Below are 19,554 nucleotides of genomic sequence, written 5' to 3' on the forward strand. Positions count from 1 at the left end.
TTTTGAGTCAAAGAGAGAATGTCTCTGGCTGCCGTGTCTAGGTTGCAACATGAAACGCAAGGAATTTGGCGGCTGACCGCGAGGTGGTTAGTGGGCGGCGGTCGAGCTGCTTCGTGGCGCAAACACTAAAAAATTCATAGGCTTGGGAGCGTCAACTGGGTGTAACTGGTGAGAATGCCACCCCCGATAGGCGGGTCTTTCTCAGTATTTTATTAGGGCAGATATACTCAAAGGCACCCCACAGCCATATTTATTGTGGAGAAAGCTTAAGAATCGACTACTCTGCTTGGGTAGGACGAAACCTTAATCGGTTATCGAAAATTGTGTGGATCAGGAAGGCAGACACACGTGAATCAGCGTAGAAAGTTCGGAGTCGCCCGTAAGCTCGGCGTCCTCGGCGTTGCCGCCGGTAGCGCAGCCCTGCTTGCCGGCTGTGATGTTAATCCTCCGGAGAACGGCTTCTTCAAGCTGCTCCGCTTTGGTTGGCCGGAAGGCGTTACCCCGGAAGCGCAGTCCATGGGTAACTTCTGGGTTTGGACCTGGGTCGCAGCGTGGATTATCGGCATTATCGTTTGGGGCGTGACCCTTTACTCGATGGCTAACTTCACGGCTAAGAAGGCTGAGAAGAAGGGCAAGGGTGAGTTCCCGCGCCAGACTGCATACAACGTTCCGGTTGAGTTGTCTCTGACTATTCTTCCGATTCTGATTGTCATGGCTCTGTTCTTCTTCACCGTTCAGACTCAGGACAAGGTCACTGCTCTGGATAAGGATCCGGAGGTGACTGTTGACGTCACCGGTTTCCAGTGGAACTGGAAGTTCGGCTACGCCAACATTTCCGCTGACCTGATGGGCGGAGAGGAGTACAACGGACGTATTGAGAAGCCAGCTGACGAGCAGTTCTTCACCGAGGGTGGCCACGAGGTCGTTTCCGATGAGGACCGCGCAAAGCAGAAGGAGTACCCGGTTCACGGTCGCTCCAAGGAGAGCCTCGATTACCTGCGTTACGACGAGATTGAGACCCTCGGCACCACCGAAGAGGTTCCGGTTCTCGTTGTTCCGGAAGACACCGCAATCCAGTTCGACCTCGCGTCCGCTGACGTGATTCACTCCTTCTGGGTTCCGGAGTTCCTCTTCAAGCGCGACGTGTTCCCGCACCCGGAGGCCAACAAGTCCAACCGTGTCTTCCAGATCGAGAAGATCGACTCGGAAAAGATTGCTAACCGCCCGGAGGACAACCCGAGCGACAAGGTAAAGAACGCTTTCGTCGGTCGCTGTGCCGAGATGTGCGGTACCTACCACGCAATGATGAACTTCGAGATTCGTGCTGTCTCCCGCGAGGCATTCACCGAGTACATCAAGTTCCGCCAGGAGAACCCGGAAGCTACCAACGCTGATGCTCTGAAGCACATCGGTGAGCCGGCATTCGCAGTCTCCACCTCGCCGTTCAACTCCGGTCGTGTCGACACCCGCGACATGGGTGACCGTGGTGCTAACACGATTGACCTGAACGCTACCGCCAAGTAAACCCAGCAAGATTCTTACCTAAAGGAAGTTCTCAAATGAAGTCTGCAGCAAAGCTCTTCTACGGACTTACCGTGTTCCTGGGGTTCATGGCTGTCGTCTACATCTTCGGCACTCAGTACCTCCAGGACACCGGTAACGTCATCAACGAAAGCCAGGGTCGCCTCGAGTGGGCCGGCGCAACCGGCCTGGTACTCGCAGCTCTGATGACTCTGATGCTCGGTGGATACTTCCACTTCACTGAGCGCCGTTCCGACATCACCCCGTCTGACTACGAAGAGGCAGAGATTGCCGACGGTGCTGGCACCCTCGGTTTCTTCTCCGCTAGTTCGATTTGGCCGTTCGTGATGACCATGGGCATCCTGCTCATGGGCTACGGCATCGCATTCATGGCTTACTGGCTGATTGTTCTTGGCGCGGTAATCCTGATTGTCGCCAGCACCAAGCTCAACACTCAGTACATCACTCCGCCGGAGAAGCACTAGTCCGAGTGCAAGCCGACTGAACCACAGTCGTAGATAACCGAAAAGTCTCTCCCCCTAACAAGGGCGTTAGTGGGAGAGACTTTTTTGTTTTACGATTCGGCATTAAGCGAATTCGACTGGCTTCTGTCCCTTGGGCAGTTCGATGACCTCACCATCGGTCACCTGCAGGTGACGGGCCTCGAGTGAGTTAATCATCCGGTGGTCGTGGGTAATGACAATAATCGTGCCCTCCGCAGACACAATCGCGTCCTGGACCTGTTCGATAAGGTCCACACTGAGGTGGTTAGTCGGCTCGTCGAGCAGAAGAATCTCCGGCGGGTTGGCTACAACCAACGCCAGCGCTACACGACGCTGTTGGCCTATGGAGAGGTCACCTACAGGCCGATTGGCATCCTCGGGGCTCAACAGCCCAAAGTCGTCGAGAGGCACGCTGGCATGTGGCGCGAGATCGTACATCTCGCGTGCGGATTTCCTCGGGTTCTCCCAGTCTTGTTCCTGAGCAAGCATGGCCACACGGCAGCCCTCACCGATTCGCACCTCGCCGGCCTGGGTCTCAACTTGCCCCATGATGGCCTTCAACAATGTGGATTTTCCGGCGCCGTTCGGGCCGGTGATCACAACTTTGTCACCGGGGCGAATGGTCAGTGAACCAACGCGAATTCGGTCTGGCACGACGACACCACGCATCTTGACGTGAAAGTCCTCATCGCTGCCCGACGCTGCACGCTTGGTGGGCAAAGGGGCCGTCAGCGGAGCATCGAACCCCAACAGGGCAGGGGGCCGCTCTACGCCTTCCTCAATAAGCTCATCGAGCCGTTGCTTAGCCGAACGAACGCGACGGGCGATTTGTCGCTCTACGCGGCCGGCACGGCGGTCGTAGGCCATCTTGTTGTTATCAGTCATGGCGCGGCCGGGAGAGACCTCACGGGCGCCGCTTTCGATGGTGTCCTCCAACCGATTGCGCTCATGCTCCTCGGACCGCCACTGGTGCTCCCAAAGCTCGCGCTGGTGGCGGCGATGCTTCGCGTAATCGGAATAGTTACCACGGAAAAGTCCGATACCGGGCCGTCCCGGAACCAAGTCTCCAATGACGGTACAGACGGCATCCAGAAAGTCACGATCATGTGTTGCCACCACGACCACGCCCGGGTGATTTTGAATCGTATCGATCACAAGCTGGCGACCGCGTTCATCGAGGTGGTTGGTCGGCTCGTCGAGAAGCAAAATCTCTGGTTTGCGAATCAACGTGATTGCCAATCCAAGTCGCGCCCGCTGTCCGCCCGAAATCTCAGTAGTGAGTTGCTCAGTCAGGGGAGTGCCATCCGGCGCCGTGCCGGTCAGGCCGAGGTAGTCTAGGACAATTTCGGCGTTGTGTTCAGCGTTCCAGTCGTCATGAGCCATGACATCGGAGAAGATCTTCGAGTACTCCGTCTCAGCCGCTTCTGAGGCCTCCGGGGTCTTCGCGACTGCCATCGCCTCAGCCGCCTCTTCCAGCTCCGCTAGACGACGTTTCGAGGGGCCTAGGGCCTCATCGATAAGCATCTGGACGGTGGAATCAAAAGGAGCTTCCAACTCCTGCGAGCCGAGCACACGAGTACCGATGTGGGTCACGGTCCCGTTGGTGGGCCGACGGCGCCCCGACAGTAGCCAGAGGAGAGTGGATTTGCCAGCCCCGTTGTCTCCGACTAAGCCCAGGACATCGCCGTCGGAAAGCGTGAGCGAAACATCGCGCAGAACCGGCGTGGCTTCGTAGTCAAAATTGACACCATTTGCGACAAGCTGCGTGGCCTTGTTCGAAAGGTCACCAGTGGGGGAGGGGCTAGTAGACATAGGTCCATTTTAGTACTGGTAGACAGCAGATTTGGTATCAGACGCATGTCGCGCTCACGGCGAGCGCGAAAGTGATCAGGCAACAAAAAACCACCTCGGGCAACATCCGCATTGGATGTCGACCGAGGTGGTCTTATTTGAGCGCAGTAGAAAACCTACCGCCGCGTTTTACTGCTCGAGCTGGCGACGCTCTTCAGCGTTTTGAGCTTCGAGGTCACGGAACATCTGAGCCTGCTGCTCGTGGTTCTCGTGCTCGATACGAGCTGCCTCTTCGGCAATCTCCGGAGAATCCGGAGTGAAGAAGCTACCGCGACCCGGGCTACCAGCGGCGCCCAGTTCGTTCATGGTCTTCGGGACGTAAGCACCCTGGTACTCGAGCGGAATGGCGTGGCCGTGCTCGTCGACCGGACCCAGCGGCTGGTGGACCTCGATGAAGGAACCATCAGGCAGCTGGTTGATGACACCAGTCTCGATGCCGTGCTCCAGAACAGCGCGGTCGGAGCGCTGCAGGCCGATGCAGATTCGGTAAGTGACGAAGTAGGCAATCGGAGGCAGGATAATCAGACCGATACGGCCAACCCAGGTCATCACGTTCAGCGAGATCTGGAAGTGGTAGGCAATCAGGTCGTTACCGCCGGACAGCGTCAGCAGGGTGTAGAACACCAGAGCCATGGCACCCAGGCCGGAGCGGACTGGCACGTCGCGCGGACGCTGCAGCAGGTTGTGGTGAGCGTTGTCGCCAGTAATCTTCGTCTCGATGAACGGGTAAGCGAACAGCAGGACGACCAGAACACCACAGAGGAGTGCAACCCAGAAGACTGCCGGGATGGTGTAGGAGCCAATGTAGAGCTCCCACGGCGGCATGACACGAGCAGCACCATCAGTCCACAGCATGTAGATATCCGGCTGGGAACCAGCGGAGACCTGCGATGGGTTGTACGGGCCAAGGTTCCAAATTGCGTTGATCTGGAAAATACCAGCGAACAGCGCCAGGAAGCCGAAGGTAATCAGGCCGAAGGAAACGGACTTGACTGCGAAGATCGGGAGAATACGAACGCCGACGACGTTGTTCTCGGTACGACCAGCGCCTGGGAACTGGGTGTGCTTCTGGTACCAGACCAGAGCCAGGTGAGCTGCAATCAGACCCAGTAGCAGAGCCGGGAGAATCAGCACGTGTGCGATGTACAGGCGCGGGATAATGAGGTCACCCGGGAAGTCGCCGTTGAACATCATCCAGTGCAGCCAGGTACCGATAATCGGCAGGCCAATGATGATTGCGGACATAATACGCAGACCAACACCGGAGAGCAGGTCGTCCGGCAGGGAGTAGCCCATGAAGCCCTCTGCCACGGAGAGCAGCAGGAGGATTGAACCGATGACCCAGTTAGCCTCACGCGGCTTGCGGAATGCGCCGGTGAAGAAGATGCGGAACATGTGCGCCATGATGGACACAGCGAACAGGAGCGCACCCCAGTGGTGGACCTGGCGAATGAACAGACCACCGCGGACCTCGAAGGAGATCTGCAGAGCGGTCTCGTAGGCGCGAGACATCTCGACACCGTTGAGCGGTGCGTAGGCACCGTCGTAAATGACCTTCGACATCGACGGGTCGAAGAACAGGGTCAGGTAAACACCCGAGAACAGCAGCACTACGAAGGAGTAGAGTGCGATCTCACCCAGCAGGAAGGACCAGTGGGTAGGGAATACCTTATTAAGCTGCTTACGCATGCCGCCAGACAGGGTGTAGCGGTCATCCATATTCTTAGCAGCATTGGCTAGTTTCGTTGGATTGCTCATGACTGACGCTCCCAGAATGCCGGACCGACGGGCTCAATGAAGTTGCCCTTTGCGTACATGTAGCCTTCTTCGTCGACGCTGATCGGCAGCTCCGGAAGAGCGCGAGCAGCTGGGCCGAAGACTGGCTTGCCGTAGTGCAGTGCATCGAACTGCGACTGGTGGCACGGGCACAGAATGCGGTTGGTCTGCTGCTCGTACAGAGAAGTCGGGCAACCGATGTGCGTACAAATCTTCGAGTATGCGAAGTAATCGCCGTAGTGGAAGTCTTCCTGACCCTTGCGCAGGATGGCCTTAGCGGCATCCTGGGAACGCAGACGAATCAGCATGACAGAGTTACGGGAGCCGTGAATCGAGTGCATGTGAGCCTCGTAAACATCGGCGTCCTTGGAGTACTTGTCGCCGTCGTTGACGTCCTCAGCCGGAAGCGGGAAGACAGTCTCCATGGAACCTGCGGACAGGTCCTCTGGGCGGAGGCGAACCAGGCGGGAAACACCCTTGGTGGTGTAGCCGTGTTCGCCCTCTTCGGCGATAGCGCCGGTGTCGCGGCCCAGGTAAACCTTGTGGCCCTTCTCAACGAGGGTCCAACCGGTGGTCCACAGGGTGCCGTCACCAGTGACGTCTACGTCGTGGCGTGGCTTCCACGGGTTCTTAATCATGCCACCAATCGGCAGAATCATGCCGATGCCAGCCAGGACGGCACCGGTACCAAGGAGGCCCTTGATAGCGGAGCGGCGACCCAGGGTGGAGGTCTGCCAAGAATCGTTCAGCAGAGCAACGATGGTCTTCTGGTCGACCTCTTCGGACGGACCATCGTGGCGGCGCTGAACCGAAATCTCTTCCGGGATAAAGCGCTTGGTGAACTTAACCGCACCAATACCCAGGGTGAGGATGCAGCCACCAAGGGTGATACCCAGAAGCGGGGTGTAGATGGTGTATAGCCACAGACCCTCTTCGCCGTGACCCTTGTAGTGCCACGGGTAGAACAGGTAGATGGCGATGAATGCCAGGCCAAGAATGACCGACAGTGCCAACCAAATGGTGACACCACGAGCCGCGCGCTTTTCAGCCGGGTCGTTGGCAATCGGGAAGCGTTCCTTGCGGTAAGCAATGGTTACGTCATCGAGTTCTGCACCCAGACGAGCGAGATCCGCATTGCTCATCTTCGACAGCTCTTCGGAGCTGTACTTCTTGTTTTCGTGATTACTCATCGGCGGGATCCAATCCAAAGAGCGGCCGCTACGAGAGCGACGATGCCTACAATCCACATGACAAGACCCTCAGCAACCGGGCCGATGCCACCAATGCCCCAACCACCTGGGGTTGGAGTTTCCTTGGAGTTCTTGATGTAGGCGATGATGTCCTTCTTCTCGTCAGCAGACAGCTGGCGGTCAGAGAACTTCGGCATGTTCTGCGGGCCAGTCAGCATAGCCTGGTAAATCTCCTGCTCGTTTGCAGGATCCAGGACCGGTGCGTACTTACCGCTGGACAGTGCGCCGCCACGACCGGTGAAGTTGTGGCAGGAGGCACAGTTCAGACGGAACAGCTCGGAGCCGCGAGCAACGTCAGCCTTGTCAAGCTCACCGTTCGGGCCGGCGTTCTTACCACGGAGGGACTCCATAGCAATGGAGCCGTCCTCATCGCGGACGATGCCAGCGCCGCCACCGTTAGCCTGGACGTAGGCTGCGATAGCCAGCGTCTGCTCTTCGGAGTAACGCGGGGTCTTACGTGCTGCCTGAGCTTCGTTGCGGAGCATTGGCATACGACCGGAGTGAACCTGGAAGTAAACCGAGCCCTCGCCGACGCCAATCAGGGACTTACCGCGGTCCTTAACGCCCTGAAGGTTGGCGCCGTGGCAAGTAATGCAGGCAACGTCGTAGAGTTCCTTACCCTGCTGAATCATGGCGGCTTCGTCCTGCTGAGCAGTAGCCGTCTGTGCATCAGGGGTCAGAGCATTCGCGAGGAAGCCCGCGCCGGTGAGGGCGAGGGCCATAGCCATAATGCCGGAGGCAGTACGGCGCATCTTGCGGCGGCCCTTTGACTTCGGGGCCGCAGCCAAGGACGTGGTGTCCTTGGTTTCGGAGGTAGTGTTTTCCATCTTTTTCCCTTTAAGACTGTTCGTGGAAAGTGGATGGGCTGTAGGCCGTACTCAACAAAGGACGGCCGATACGGCCTACTGGATGAAGTAGATGGTGATGAACAGGCCAATCCACACGACGTCGACGAAGTGCCAGTAGTACGAGACCACAATGGCAGCAGTGGCCTGTGCCGGGGTGAACTTCGCCTTAGAGGTACGGATCAGCACCACGACGAAGGCCAGCACACCCGCGAGAACGTGGGCGGCGTGGAAGCCGGTGGTGATGAAGAAGACCGAACCGTAAATGGAGTTCTGGATGGTCAGACCGTGGCTGACCAGGGTGTAGTACTCGTAAGCCTGGCCAACGAGGAAGATCGCACCCAGGGCGGTCGACAGTGCGTACCACTTACGGAGTGCGAAAACGTCGCCACGCTCGGCCGCGAACACGCCCCACTGGGCAGTGAACGAAGACGACACTAGGATCACGGTGATCAATAGTGCGTACGGGACGTTGAGGTGGCCGGTACCCCAATCCCACGATTCGCCCTGGCCGTTCGCGCGTGACACGAAGTACATCGCGAACAGACCGGCGAAGAACATTAATTCCTGAGACAGGAACACAATCGTGCCGACACTGACCATATTCGGTCGGTTCAGTGTCGCAGCACGACGTGGTGCTGTCATACCTTGATTTTCAACTGCGCTCGTCACATCTAACAGTATGGACTGTTCTTAAGGAGTAGTCACGTTGCAACCCCCGTTTTTGTAAAAAAATTCCTAAAATCGCAGGTCGCGGAGAGAGGTTTCTGAGAATTTCACTAATTTTTCCCCCTATTGGGAACTTTTCGGTGTCGTTATCCGACGTAGTCGAAATTCTGCCTTTTGTTCTGCTGAGCTACTTCGCGTCCATCCCCCCTGGACTTCTAGGGACGTCCCCTGTTGGCGTCAGCACCGGTCCAAGTATCAGCGATACATGCGTGTTAGCTGTCGGATAGTTTATCTCAGGTTCGACTCTGTTTTGTACTGTATTTATTCAGTTGCCCCAATGGGGGTAGGGATAGCACGTGAGTGCCAAAAGCAGACCTGGTGATGCATTGGAGATAAGGGGGAGGTATCTTGATTTATTACGTACTTCACAGTGGGGAAGTCCCAATGTCACACTGAGGGGTCGGTGCGCCAAGCTCTCGTTATGAGCAGTTTTATCAAGGTCCCGGCCTAAAAAGTACGGATACAGACTTGACTATCTAGTGGAAGGGAGTGGCGATGAGCGAGATCGGCGATAAGAGGGCGGTCGAGAACTGGCGCCATGTTCTCTCCACGATTGGCGCGGGCCACGAGGTCTCCGATGAGGGCATTCGATTTGCGATGGATCAAATCATGTCTGGTGCCTCCGGCGATGTACAGACTGCAACATTTGCATTTGGTCTCCTGGCCAAGGGGATCACTGCTGCGGAACTCGACGCTGCCGCCGAGGGCATGCTTTCGTTTGCCCGCCCTGTCGACGACCCACAGCTTGCCGGTGTCATCAAGCGCGGCGCGGTCGACATCGTTGGCACAGGTGGCGATGGTGCAAATACAGTCAATATCTCCACGATGTCCATGATTGTCATCGCCGCGTGCGGTGTACCAGTGCTCAAGCACGGTAACCGCGCGGCTTCCTCGAAGTCGGGTGGCGCTGACATGCTGGAGGCTTTCGGTATTGATATTGAGGACGGTCTCGTTACCTCTCCGGAACACCCGGATTTCTATGTTCGCTTCCTTTTCGCCGCCCGCTTCCATCCGGCGATGCGCTTTGCCGGGCCCGTGCGCAAGGAGTTAGCGGTGCCAACTGTCTTTAACCTGTTGGGCCCGCTGACAAATCCGGCAAGACCGCAGGCGAGCTTGATTGGCTGTGCCTTTGAAGATCAGATGGAGACGATGGCCGACACCTTCGCCCGCCGTGGTCAGCGCGCGCTGGTAGTTCGGGGTAGCGACGGTCTCGACGAGATTACCGTTACTGGTCCTACCAAGGTCTTCATCGTAGAAAATGGTGAAGTCACCGAGGACGTCATCGATCCGCATGACTATGGGATGGAGTACTCCGAAATTGACTCTCTTCGAGGCGGCGATCCCGCTTATAACGCCGATGTCGCCCGCCGTATCTGGGCTGGCGAGCTCGAAGGTCCGATTCGCGATGCAGTCATTCTCAACTCAGCGGCCGCAATTGCCATTTCGCGTGGTCTGGGTGGCCGTCCGCTGAAGGAAGTCATGGCCGACTCGATCGACGAGGTCAAGGAAACGCTCCAGTCGGGGCTGTGTATGGAAATCCTTACCGCTGCAATCAAGGGTTAAGGTTCACGTCGCGCTTGACGACGTGCTTGCTGCGCATCAATAGCCCACTGTAGGTATCTTCCTGCGCCCAGCCTGGGATAGGAAAATTCACCTCCGGTGGGCTTTATTCGTACCTCCGGGCGTTGTAGCCATTTCCAGATAATACTGAGTTCATCAATCGATGCTCCTTTATATAAGGAGTCATCTGGAGTGACCGTCTGGGCGGAACTCTCCATGAGGTCGATGATGTAGTTCATATCCGAACCGCGCGGCGCGGTGGCGGCACCGGCCAATCTGCCGTAGCGAATTTCCGCTAAATGCCAGCCGCCATTGCCATCAGGGAATGCGGCCTGTAGAGATGGGATGGCTGCAAGCATGCTCAGGCGCTGCTGCTTGTCCAAGCTGATGATGAATTCCGCAGTGCGGTCACGCTGCAGTGCCGCGCGTTGGAAGCGGTGTGCTTCGGCAAGTGCTGATACTTCTGCAATCATGTCTGCGATTTCATCGGTGCCGGTGGTGGAGATCTGGGCGGTTGTTATCGCAAAGTCGTCGTTAAGCGCGGAAAACCTATCGCGGATGGCGGTGGCGGTGTCGCGTGTGCGGAAGGGGCCAAGGCTGCGAGCATCGGTGGCTGCCCGGCTGATTTTGGCTGGCCGGCCGGGGTCAACGGGGACAATGTACCAGCCGCGGGTCGGTTCGGTGCGTTGCCGATTGTAGGGCGGGCGGAGCGCGGAGATTAGGCGAGCTTCGCGGATTTCGGCGGCAAAGCCGTGAGGGCACTCGATAATCTCGACGCGTTCGGCCAGGGAGACCATTTCGGTGATCTTGCGGCGAGAATCAGTGCCGTTGAAGTACTGCAGGAGCCTACGCCGTAAATCCAGCGCTGTACCTATATATAAGGGGTCGTCGTTTTTTGAGCGAAAAACGTAGACACCGGGAGAATGTGGCGCGTTATCGACAAGATGACGCTTTGCGCGAATCTCAGGAGCGACGGTGGGGGAATAATGCACCAACTCGGTTGCCGTCTGTACCTCGTCGCCGGCCAGCTTCTCGATGAGGTAATGGAGAACATCGACGGTTGCGATGGCGTCGTCAAGTGCACGGTGCGTGGGGCGATTGGGCGAACCGACGTGTCGGGCGAGCTGTGAGAGTTTAAAACTGCCAACTTGTGAGCGGTTCAAGACTCGGCGGGCCAACGCGAGCGTGTCAACGACGCTCGGGCTTGGCCAATCTACACCCAAATCCGCACAGGCCTGACGGAGAAATCCAATATCGAATTTGGCATTATGCGCGACCCACACGCTTCCCTCGGCGAATGTGAGGAATTGAGCGAGGACTGTGCCGAGTTGTGGGGCGGACTCGACATCGGCAGTCATGATGCCGGTGAGAGAGGTGATGTGGTCGGGGATTTCCATGCCGGGGTCGATAAAACTGGAAAAGGTATCAATCGTCTCACCAGCGCGGGTTTTGACGGCCCCGATTTCAATGATGTGGTCGGTTTCTGCCTTCAGTCCGGTGGTTTCCAGGTCTACAACGACAAAAGTGGTGTGGAAAAGAGAATCATCGACGGCACCTTCGAGGGGGAAGTGCTGCTGTCCTGAATCCACGTCAATAATCCTATTCTGAGCGCGCCCTATGGTGTTAACACTGGGAAAGTTGCGAAAATTGTGCCCGACAAACTCGCGATGTGACATAAAACACATTGGGAGCGTAATGGGGTAATTGCCTTGACCTCGGGTTGAATGTGTAAAGTTTTCGCCTGACTTCAAAACGCCAGGTAGTTCTATGTTTATTAAACCGTTATCATTCCGTTGTGATGGAGCTGTCTAGTTGTAACAACTTGGTAACGGTTTGGTTCTATCAATGGTAACAATTCGGTTTTGGGGTGTTTTCTTGCCGAGCGGCTAGACAAAACTTGATGCCATTTCGTAACCTTATCGAGACATTGAAACGGGGCCACACAGATGGTGCCGGTCATTGATAAGAAAACAAAGAGCCTTATCGATGATCTTGAAGATTTAAGTAGTGAGAGCTTCAAGAGATTCGAGCCGGGGACCCACCTCGAATCATGGGGTGAATCCCAAAGGGGAAACCCAGAGGGTAGGAAGTCTTCCATTCTTCCGAACCCGTCAGCTAACCCGGCCGGCTAAACGGGAAGATTTTGGAGTTTCAAAACAATGGGCAAGCACCACCGCCGTTCTAACTTCGCACGCAACGCAATCGCTTTCGGCGCAACTGTCGCGGGCGTTACCGCGCTCACTGTTCCGACTGCTGACGCCAATCCGCTGAACGATGTCCAGAATGCGCTGAACAACATTGACACCCCGCAAGCTGCTGCTCTGCAGCAGGCTGTCAACCAATTCAACCAGTTCGCTAGCCAGGGCTCTCCGGGATTTGCGGCACCCGCTCCGGCTCCGTCCACTGGTGCACGTATCGTCTCCGCTGCTCGTTCCAAGATTGGTTCCCCGTACGCATGGGGCGCTACCGGTCCGAACTCCTTCGACTGCTCCGGTCTGACCTCGTGGGCATACAAGCAGGTTGGCAAGAACATCCCGCGTACCTCTCAGCAGCAGGCTTCCCAGGGCATGCGAGTTTCCAGCCCGGCACTGGGTGACATCGTCTCCTTCTACGCTGGCGCAACCCACGTTGGTATCTTCTCCGGTAACGGCAACGTGATTCACGCACCGCAGGCTGGTGACCGTGTCAAGGAAGCTCCGATGAACTACATGCCGGTTCACAACTTCGTCCGCTTCTAATTAATAAAGCTGGATGAAGTTTCGCAGGGGTTAGTGCCCCTGCAGACCATGAACTCGGTTAAGAGTTAATAGGGCGAGCACCCGGGTGTCGACGCTACGCGCGTCGTGAAGCACCTAAGCGTGCTCGTCTTCCTTGCTTTGTGGGGAATGTCGGTGCGGGTAACCAGCCAGGACGCTCCTCTTTGATGCCCTTGTGCGCTGGGCGTTTGTCGGCGTGTCGTTCCGGGGTAAGGCTGCTACAATTTGCTCGAATGCGTCAAGTGGTTTGACGTTTTTAATCTTCGGGGAAGAAATTTGAATACAAAATTTGAAAAGGGTGCGGATTTGCCGAGTCTTGATGCCGGCGCAACCCGTCGTGAATTCTTTCGGTCTCGCGCATCTCGCCGTCTTCACAAGTCTGGCCGTGGTGTAGTCGGGCTGACAGTGGTGACCGGTGTGGCTTTTGGCTCCGTTGGGCTGGCTCCGATTGCCTCCGCGCAGGACGCTCAGGCAGCTCCGGATTTGGCAACCGCTGAAGGCATCATTGCCGAGTTGGAAAAGATTTCCCGAGACACCGAAGCGGTATCTGAGGAAGTCACGAAGCTGGATACCCAGGTTCAGGCCAAGGAAGACGAACTCCACCGCGCCGAAACCGAATTGCAGGCCTCCGAAGATCAGGTTGCTCGAGCTCAAGACGACCTTAATGCGCTGTCTGGTGAGATTTCGTACTTTGCCAAGAAGCGCATGCGCGGCGAGATTGTCGACCCATTGTCCGCCGCGCTCGGTTCTACTAGTGCGCAGGATGCCATTGACCGTGCCGGATACATCAACAAGATGTTCCGCGATAACGACGAAATCGTTAGCCGCGCAGTCCAGGCTCGCAAGGATGCGGAGGACGGCAAGGCGAATGCAGTGCGTCTGCAGGATGACATCCACAAGCAGCTCGATGATCTGTCCAAACGCCGCGATGAGCTGAATAAGCGCAGCGCTGAATTCGATGAGCGTGCAGAGCGCGTTAAGTCCATGGTTGACTCGCTGAACGCCCAACAGCGCGAAATTTGGACATCGAAGAACAATCCAGTCACCGAGGGATTGGATAACCTGCTTGGTTCGTCCGCTGCTGTTGATGCCGCGATGTCTAAACTGGGTGCCCCGTACTCGTGGGGAGCTGCTGGTCCGTCTGCCTTTGACTGCTCTGGCCTGATGTACTGGGCCTACCAGCAGGTTGGCAAGTCCATTCCCCGTACCTCGCAGGCCCAGCTTGCCGGTGGCACCCCGGTTAGCCGTGACCAGCTGCAGCCGGGCGACATTATTGGTTACTACCCGGGCATCACCCATGTGGGCATGTACATCGGCAATGGCCAGATTGTCCACGCTTCCGACTACGGCATTCCAGTCCAGGTCGTTTCTATCGATCAGGGTGGCCCCTACCAGGGTGCAGTTCGCTTCTAACTAGGGCGAGATATACGGCGGCGGGCATCGGTGGAGGTCTATAGGGCTTCCGCGATGCCCGCCGCTTAATCATTTTGGTCCTGCCTTCGCATCTTTTTCATCAAGGTAGATAAACTCGTCTCCATGTCTGCGCGCGTACTGCTCATCACGAATGACTTTCCACCTCGCGACGGTGGAATTGAGTCCTACCTACGAGATTTCTGTGCACGTTTGGATTCAGAAAACCTCGTGGTCCTCGCGTCTTCGCGCGCTGCCGAAGATAAGCTCCGCGCCTACGACGAATCGCTACCGTACCGCGTCTACCGAATGCGAGACTCGGTATTGTTGCCGCTGCCACATGTCGCCCGCCGCGCCGCTCAGATTATCCGCACCGAACGCATCGACACCGTGTGGTTTGGTGCCGCCGCCCCACTGGGTTTGCTTGCCGACGCGTGCCGCCGCGCAGGTGCAACCCGCATTGTCGCTACCACTCACGGCCATGAAGTGGGCTGGTCGATGCTGCCAGTGGCTCGACAGGTGCTGGGGCGCATTGGCAAGAGCTCCGATGTTGTTACCTATATTTCCCGCTACACTCGCAGTCGATTCGCAGCAGCTTTTGGCCCTCGTGCAGCGTTTGAGCGCCTACCTTCCGGCGTTGATATCGAAAGGTTCTCCCCGAATCCCGAGGCTGGACAGGAGATTCGGCAACGTCACGGAATTGGCGAGTCGCAGCCGCTTATTGTCTGTATTTCCAGGTTGGTGCGCCGAAAAGGGCAGGATATGCTCATCCGCATTATGCCTGAGGTACTTCGGCAGCACCCAGACGCTCAATTGCTGATTGTGGGCGTTGGTCCGCTGAAGCGGGAGCTGGAAACGCTGGCAGAAAAGCTCGGAGTCTCCGAGCAAGTTATCTTCGCCGGGAAGGTATCCTTTGAGGACCTTCCTGCCTACTACAACGCCGCCACAGTGTTCGCCATGCCCGCTCGTACCCGTGGCCGAGGGCTCGACGTGGAAGGGCTCGGCATCGTCTACTTGGAAGCTCAAGCCTGCGGAGTCCCAGTAGTAGCGGGCAATTCAGGCGGTGCGCCGGAAACTGTCATAGACGGAGAAACCGGCATCGTTGTCGACGGTGGCTCCCGGAGTAGCATCACTGCTGGTCTGCTTGAGATTCTGGACAACCCGCAACGCGCGGCTGCCATGGGGTGCCGCGGTCGTGAACATGTGGTGGAGTCGTGGACCTGGGAAGTCATGGCTGCACGCGCCCGTCGAATTCTCCGAACCTGCGGAAGCCCTTTATAATTAGCTGTTATGGCCATCGACATTCCGATTCATTCGAGCTCAGACGAGTCCACGACCGCTGACAGCCCGGCAATCGGTTTCGATATTGGTGGAACAAACCTGCGCGCTGCAGTGGTCAGCGCTGATGGGCAGGTGCTGTACCGGGTCCAAACCAGCTCCGATGGCAGTGTGGATGCCATCGAACGAGGCATTGTTCAGACTTCCGAGCGCTTAGTTGAGCGCTTCCCAGATGTCAGTGCCATCGGTTTAGCTGTGGCTGGTTTCTTGGATTCGGACCGTCAAACGGTTCGCTTTGCTCCGCATTTGCCCTGGCGTGATGCGAACGTCGTCAAGCGTTTGTCCTTGCTTCTTCCGTGTCCGCTGCAGCTTGAGCACGATGCCAACTCGGCGGCGTGGGGCGAGTATCGCTTTGGTGCAGCGCGCGGCGCGGACAACTGGGTGTTGTTTGCGCTCGGCACGGGCATTGGTGGTGCGATGATGCAGAGTGGTGAGATTTACCGCGGTGCGTACGGCACGGCACCGGAGCTCGGCCACCTCACCGTAGTGCCGGATGGTCGCCCGTGCTCCTGCGGTAAGCGCGGTTGCTTAGAGCGTTACTGCTCAGGTACGGCGCTGGTCACCACCGCGCAGGAGCTCGTCGAATCCGGTCGCTACTACTCGCGGCTTACCGACGGTCTCGTGGCCGGCTCAGTAACTGGCACCGATGTCGTCTCGGCTGCTCGGCAGGGGGATGGTTTGGCTCTGGCGGCGATTGATGACTTTGCTACCTGGCTCGGCCGCGGCCTGTCGATGGTGGGAGATGTCTTTGATCCGGAGTTGATTGTCATCGGTGGAGGTGTCGCCTCGGCTTCCGATTTGTATTTGGACAAGGCGAAGGCCGAGTTTGCGCGCAATCTCACTGGTGCTGGGTATCGTCCGGTGGCGGATGTGCGAATTGCTGAGCTGGGCGCTGATGCCGGGATGATTGGTGTCGCGGATATTGCACGCAGCGTCGTGGCTGCCGAGGGCACGGCATCGTCGTAAAGCGGCATGTGGGGGCTGGAAGGGGATTCCGCCCGCGAAAAGGTGGGGGAATAGCTGTGGGATTGAATCCCTTTACAGGTGTGAACCTGTATAGTTTTAAACTGTGAATAATCGCTGGTACAAGTTCTTTAAGTACATCCTCATCGGTCCTTGGCTGCGGATTTATAATCGCCCCTACTACATCGGTGGTGAGAAGATTCCACAGGAAGGCCCAGCGCTGATGGTGTCGAATCATCTGGCTGTGATGGATCACTTTTACTTCCCGCTGGTCTGTCGTCGCCAGCTGACGTTCCTGGCGAAGGCGGAGTATTTCACGACGCCGGGTTTTGTTGGCGGTATTCAGAAGTTCTTCTTCTCCTCGGTGGGCCAGGTTCCGATTGACCGTACCTCTGGTGATGCGGCTCGTGATGCGCTGAACGCCGGTTTGAAGGTGTTGTCGCGCGGAGATTTGTTGGGTATTTCCCTGGAGGGAACTCGTAGTCCAGACGGTCGACTGTACCGCGGTAAAACCGGTGCGGCGCGTGTGGCACTGGAGACCGGTGTGCCAGTGTTCCCGATGGCGATGATTGACACGGAGAAAGCCAATCCGATTGGTACCTGGATTCCGCGTCCGGTAAAGGTGGGCACGATTATCGGTGACCCGATCGATCCGTCGGAATACAAAGCGAAGTACAGCGATGAGTACGAGGCAGCTAGAGCACTGACGGATGACTTGATCAAGGAGATTCAGAAGCTCTCGGGTCAGGAATATGTCAATGCATATGCGACCGATGTGAAGAAGTCTTTGGAAGCTGGCAACGGTTATCCGAAGGGTACTGAGCCGGGTGGTGAACTAACAGTTCCGGCTCCGGGGCCGAAGCCAACCCCTCGTCGCTGGTTCCGACGCGCTCGATAGAATAGGGCGCAAATAGGTTTCGCGACAGTGGGGCTGCGCACTTCTCGATGTCGATTCGGCGCATGGGGAGGGGTTTGCTCGGTAGGGCTCTACAGTTTTGTCGCGAGTTAGCCGAGGCGAGACTGAGGCTAGAGAGGATTCCGCACCGTGCGTTATTTTTATGACACCGAGTTCATTGAGGATGGCAAGACAATTGATCTTGTCTCCATCGGTGTCGTGGCTGAGGATGGCCGCGAATACTACGCGGTGTCAACCGAGTTTGATGAGAGCAAGGCCGGACCATGGGTGCGGGCCAATGTGCTCAATCAGCTGCCCAACCCCTCCTCTCCGCTGTGGAAGAACCGGGATACTATCCGCGAGGAGCTGCTGGCATTTTTCACAGAGCCCGGTACCGGCAGTCCGGAGCTGTGGGCGTGGGTAGGCGCCTACGACCACATCGCTCTGGTGCAGCTCTGGGGTGATATGACCAAGTTGCCACAGGTCATGCCGCGTTATACCCGCGAACTCAAGCAGTATTGGGAGATGGCGGGCAAGCCGCGCCTTCCAAGGCAGACTGCAGGAAAGCATGATGCGCTGGCGGATGCCCAGCACAATCTGGTGAAATTCCAGAGAATCGCGCAGAAGCTGCCACTCGACTAATCAGCGGATTCTTCAGTATTTGGTGACCTGACTAACACCCTTCTTGCGCGGGCATTACAATGAACTTCTGTGAGTTGGACTATTGATCTCCCTGTAGATGACCTGCCCGATCTGCCGCCGCTTCCTGGCGAGATGGCTGACCGCTTTGCTGATGTTGTTTCTCGCCAAGCTCTACAGCAGCCAAGCTGGGATGCGCGCGCAGCTGCTAACGTGCGTCGTATTCTCGAAACAGTGCCGCCAATTGTCGTTGCGCCTGAGGTCCGTAAGCTTCGCCAGGAGCTTGCCGACGTCGCCAATGGCAAGGCCTTCCTGCTGCAGGGCGGTGACTGTGCGGAGACCTTTGAGTCCAATACTGAGCCGCACATTCGCGCAAATGTGAAGACCCTGCTGCAGATGGCGGTTGTGCTGACCTACGGCGCATCCACTCCTGTTGTAAAGATGGCCCGTATCGCAGGCCAGTACGCCAAGCCGCGCTCGAAGGACATCGATGGTGACGGTTTGCTCAGCTACCGCGGTGACATGGTCAATGGCGTTGAGCCGACTGAAGAAGCTCGAGTTCACGATCCGGCTCGAATGGTACGTGCTTACGCCAACGCTTCTGCGGCGATGAACTTGGTTCGTGCCCTGACCGGTTCGGGAACTGCTGACCTGCACCGCCTGCATGAGTGGAACCGAGAGTTCGTCAGTAGCTCACCGGCCGGTGCCCGCTACGAGGACTTGGCACGCGAGATTGATCACGCACTGCAGTTCATGGCCGCCTGCGGTGTTGCTGACTCCAACCTGCAGACCGCGCAGATTTACTGCTCGCACGAGGCGCTGGTTGTTGACTACGAGCGCGCAATGCTGCGTCTGTCCGAAAACGAGGGCGACCAGGAGCTGTTCAATCTCTCGGCACACCAACTGTGGATTGGTGAGCGCACCCGTGGCATGGAGGACTTCCACGTCAACCTGGCTGCCATGATTGGCAACCCGGTCGGTGTGAAGATTGGCCCGACCACCACGCCGGAGGAAGCCGTCGCCTACGCCGACAAGCTTGACCCGTTCTTCCAGCCGGGCCGCCTGACCCTGACTTCGCGCCTGGGTAATGACAAGGTGCGCTCCGTGTTGCCACCGATTGTCGAGGCTGTTGAAGCTTCCGGGCATAAGGTCATTTGGCAGTGTGACCCGATGCACGGTAATACCTACTCGGCTTCCAACGGCTACAAGACCCGCCACTTCGACCGCATTGTCGACGAGGTTCAGGGCTTCTTCGAGGTGCACCGCTCAATCGGTTCGCACCCGGGCGGTATTCACGTGGAGCTGACCGGTGAGGACGTTACTGAGTGCCTCGGTGGTGCGCAGGACATTTCCGATGTTGATTTGCCAGGCCGCTACGCATCCGCATGCGACCCGCGTCTGAACACTCAGCAGTCGCTGGAGCTGGCCTTCCTGGTCGCCGAGATGCTGCGCAACTAATTGCAACCAGCTGCAACTAGTTGCGACTAGCTGCAGCTGTAACTGCAACTGCAGCACAGC

Annotated in this window: 16 protein-coding genes and 1 riboswitch; of the genes, 10 read left to right on the forward strand and 6 right to left on the reverse strand. The window is 57.3% G+C overall.

What is annotated here, in order from left to right; genetic code table 11:
- Positions 1-348 precede the first annotated feature (348 nt).
- Both Q0U90_RS04600 and Q0U90_RS04605 read left to right on the forward strand, forming a co-directional pair.
- Complete coding sequence (locus tag Q0U90_RS04600) at positions 349-1,524, forward strand: cytochrome c oxidase subunit II (RefSeq protein WP_297452184.1); 1,176 nt, start codon at positions 349-351, stop codon at positions 1,522-1,524.
- A 35-nt stretch (positions 1,525-1,559) separates the two neighbouring features.
- A complete protein-coding gene (locus Q0U90_RS04605; RefSeq protein ID WP_297452187.1) occupies positions 1,560-2,006 on the forward strand; it encodes a cytochrome c oxidase subunit 4 in 447 nt (148 codons plus the stop codon).
- Positions 2,007-2,108: 102 nt separating this feature from the next.
- Here the strand turns inward: Q0U90_RS04605 and Q0U90_RS04610 are convergent, their stop codons facing one another.
- The 5 genes from Q0U90_RS04610 to Q0U90_RS04630 form a co-directional block, all read right to left on the reverse strand.
- Positions 2,109-3,836, reverse strand: coding sequence for an ABC-F family ATP-binding cassette domain-containing protein (locus tag Q0U90_RS04610; protein ID WP_297452188.1), 1,728 nt, complete (start codon positions 3,834-3,836; stop codon positions 2,109-2,111).
- A gap of 168 nt (positions 3,837-4,004) precedes the next feature.
- Positions 4,005-5,633 carry a cytochrome bc complex cytochrome b subunit gene (locus tag Q0U90_RS04615; protein WP_297452190.1) on the reverse strand — a complete coding sequence of 543 codons (1,629 nt, stop codon included), beginning with the start codon at positions 5,631-5,633 and terminating at the stop codon, positions 4,005-4,007.
- The gene (locus Q0U90_RS04620; RefSeq protein WP_297452192.1) at positions 5,630-6,841 is read right to left on the reverse strand and encodes a ubiquinol-cytochrome c reductase iron-sulfur subunit; all 1,212 of its coding nucleotides are present in this window, start codon (positions 6,839-6,841) and stop codon (positions 5,630-5,632) included. The genes Q0U90_RS04615 and Q0U90_RS04620 overlap by 4 nt, the downstream gene beginning before the upstream one ends.
- Positions 6,838-7,728 carry a cytochrome c gene (locus Q0U90_RS04625; protein WP_048759010.1) on the reverse strand — a complete coding sequence of 297 codons (891 nt, stop codon included), beginning with the start codon at positions 7,726-7,728 and terminating at the stop codon, positions 6,838-6,840. Before Q0U90_RS04625 ends, Q0U90_RS04620 begins: the two co-directional genes overlap by 4 nt.
- Before the next feature lie 75 nt (positions 7,729-7,803).
- A complete protein-coding gene (locus Q0U90_RS04630; protein WP_297452196.1) occupies positions 7,804-8,418 on the reverse strand; it encodes a heme-copper oxidase subunit III in 615 nt (204 codons plus the stop codon).
- A 552-nt stretch (positions 8,419-8,970) separates the two neighbouring features.
- On the opposite strand from Q0U90_RS04630, the gene trpD reads away from it, so the two are divergent.
- Positions 8,971-10,038 (forward strand): anthranilate phosphoribosyltransferase, encoded by a 1,068-nt coding sequence (trpD, locus tag Q0U90_RS04635; RefSeq protein ID WP_297452198.1) that lies wholly within the window; start codon positions 8,971-8,973, stop codon positions 10,036-10,038.
- On the opposite strand, the gene Q0U90_RS04640 is transcribed toward trpD, so the two are convergent.
- Positions 10,035-11,624, reverse strand: a complete 1,590-nt coding sequence (locus tag Q0U90_RS04640) for a DEDD exonuclease domain-containing protein (RefSeq protein ID WP_297452200.1) — start codon at positions 11,622-11,624, stop codon at positions 10,035-10,037. The two genes, trpD and Q0U90_RS04640, sit on opposite strands and share 4 nt — an antisense overlap.
- Positions 11,625-12,037: 413 nt before the next feature.
- Positions 12,038-12,180, forward strand: a riboswitch (cyclic di-AMP (ydaO/yuaA leader).
- A 14-nt stretch (positions 12,181-12,194) separates the two neighbouring features.
- Between Q0U90_RS04640 and Q0U90_RS04645 the strand changes: the two genes are divergently transcribed.
- The 7 genes from Q0U90_RS04645 to Q0U90_RS04675 all read left to right on the forward strand — a co-directional run bounded on the left by Q0U90_RS04645 (position 12,195) and on the right by Q0U90_RS04675 (position 19,494).
- Positions 12,195-12,773: a C40 family peptidase gene (locus Q0U90_RS04645; RefSeq protein WP_297452202.1), complete on the forward strand. Its 579-nt coding sequence runs from the start codon at positions 12,195-12,197 to the stop codon at positions 12,771-12,773.
- A 417-nt stretch (positions 12,774-13,190) separates the two neighbouring features.
- Positions 13,191-14,204, forward strand: a complete 1,014-nt coding sequence (locus tag Q0U90_RS04650; protein ID WP_366516628.1) for an NlpC/P60 family protein — start codon at positions 13,191-13,193, stop codon at positions 14,202-14,204.
- A gap of 123 nt (positions 14,205-14,327) precedes the next feature.
- Positions 14,328-15,482: a glycosyltransferase family 4 protein gene (locus Q0U90_RS04655; RefSeq protein WP_297452207.1), complete on the forward strand. Its 1,155-nt coding sequence runs from the start codon at positions 14,328-14,330 to the stop codon at positions 15,480-15,482.
- A 9-nt stretch (positions 15,483-15,491) separates the two neighbouring features.
- Positions 15,492-16,505, forward strand: coding sequence for an ROK family protein (locus tag Q0U90_RS04660; RefSeq protein WP_297452209.1), 1,014 nt, complete (start codon positions 15,492-15,494; stop codon positions 16,503-16,505).
- Positions 16,506-16,608: 103 nt separating this feature from the next.
- On the forward strand, positions 16,609-17,400 hold the full coding sequence (locus tag Q0U90_RS04665) for a lysophospholipid acyltransferase family protein (RefSeq protein ID WP_297452211.1): 792 nt from the start codon (positions 16,609-16,611) through the stop codon (positions 17,398-17,400).
- A 147-nt stretch (positions 17,401-17,547) separates the two neighbouring features.
- Complete coding sequence (locus Q0U90_RS04670; RefSeq protein WP_297452213.1) at positions 17,548-18,039, forward strand: polyadenylate-specific 3'-exoribonuclease AS; 492 nt, start codon at positions 17,548-17,550, stop codon at positions 18,037-18,039.
- A gap of 69 nt (positions 18,040-18,108) precedes the next feature.
- On the forward strand, positions 18,109-19,494 hold the full coding sequence (locus Q0U90_RS04675) for a class II 3-deoxy-7-phosphoheptulonate synthase (RefSeq protein WP_297452215.1): 1,386 nt from the start codon (positions 18,109-18,111) through the stop codon (positions 19,492-19,494).
- Positions 19,495-19,554 lie beyond the last annotated feature (60 nt).

This window comes from uncultured Corynebacterium sp., from assembly GCF_946998835.1.
GTDB lineage: Bacteria > Actinomycetota > Actinomycetes > Mycobacteriales > Mycobacteriaceae > Corynebacterium.

Coding starts and splice junctions, on each gene's coding strand:
- Q0U90_RS04605 (WP_297452187.1), top strand. CDS start 1,560: ATGAAGTCTGCAGCAAAGCTCTTCTACGGACTTACCGTGTTCCTGGGG.
- Q0U90_RS04610 (WP_297452188.1), bottom strand. CDS start 3,836: ATGTCTACTAGCCCCTCCCCCACTGGTGACCTTTCGAACAAGGCCACG.
- Q0U90_RS04615 (WP_297452190.1), bottom strand. CDS start 5,633: ATGAGCAATCCAACGAAACTAGCCAATGCTGCTAAGAATATGGATGAC.
- Q0U90_RS04620 (WP_297452192.1), bottom strand. CDS start 6,841: ATGAGTAATCACGAAAACAAGAAGTACAGCTCCGAAGAGCTGTCGAAG.
- Q0U90_RS04625 (WP_048759010.1), bottom strand. CDS start 7,728: ATGGAAAACACTACCTCCGAAACCAAGGACACCACGTCCTTGGCTGCG.
- trpD (WP_297452198.1), top strand. CDS start 8,971: ATGAGCGAGATCGGCGATAAGAGGGCGGTCGAGAACTGGCGCCATGTT.
- Q0U90_RS04645 (WP_297452202.1), top strand. CDS start 12,195: ATGGGCAAGCACCACCGCCGTTCTAACTTCGCACGCAACGCAATCGCT.
- Q0U90_RS04655 (WP_297452207.1), top strand. CDS start 14,328: ATGTCTGCGCGCGTACTGCTCATCACGAATGACTTTCCACCTCGCGAC.
- Q0U90_RS04660 (WP_297452209.1), top strand. CDS start 15,492: ATGGCCATCGACATTCCGATTCATTCGAGCTCAGACGAGTCCACGACC.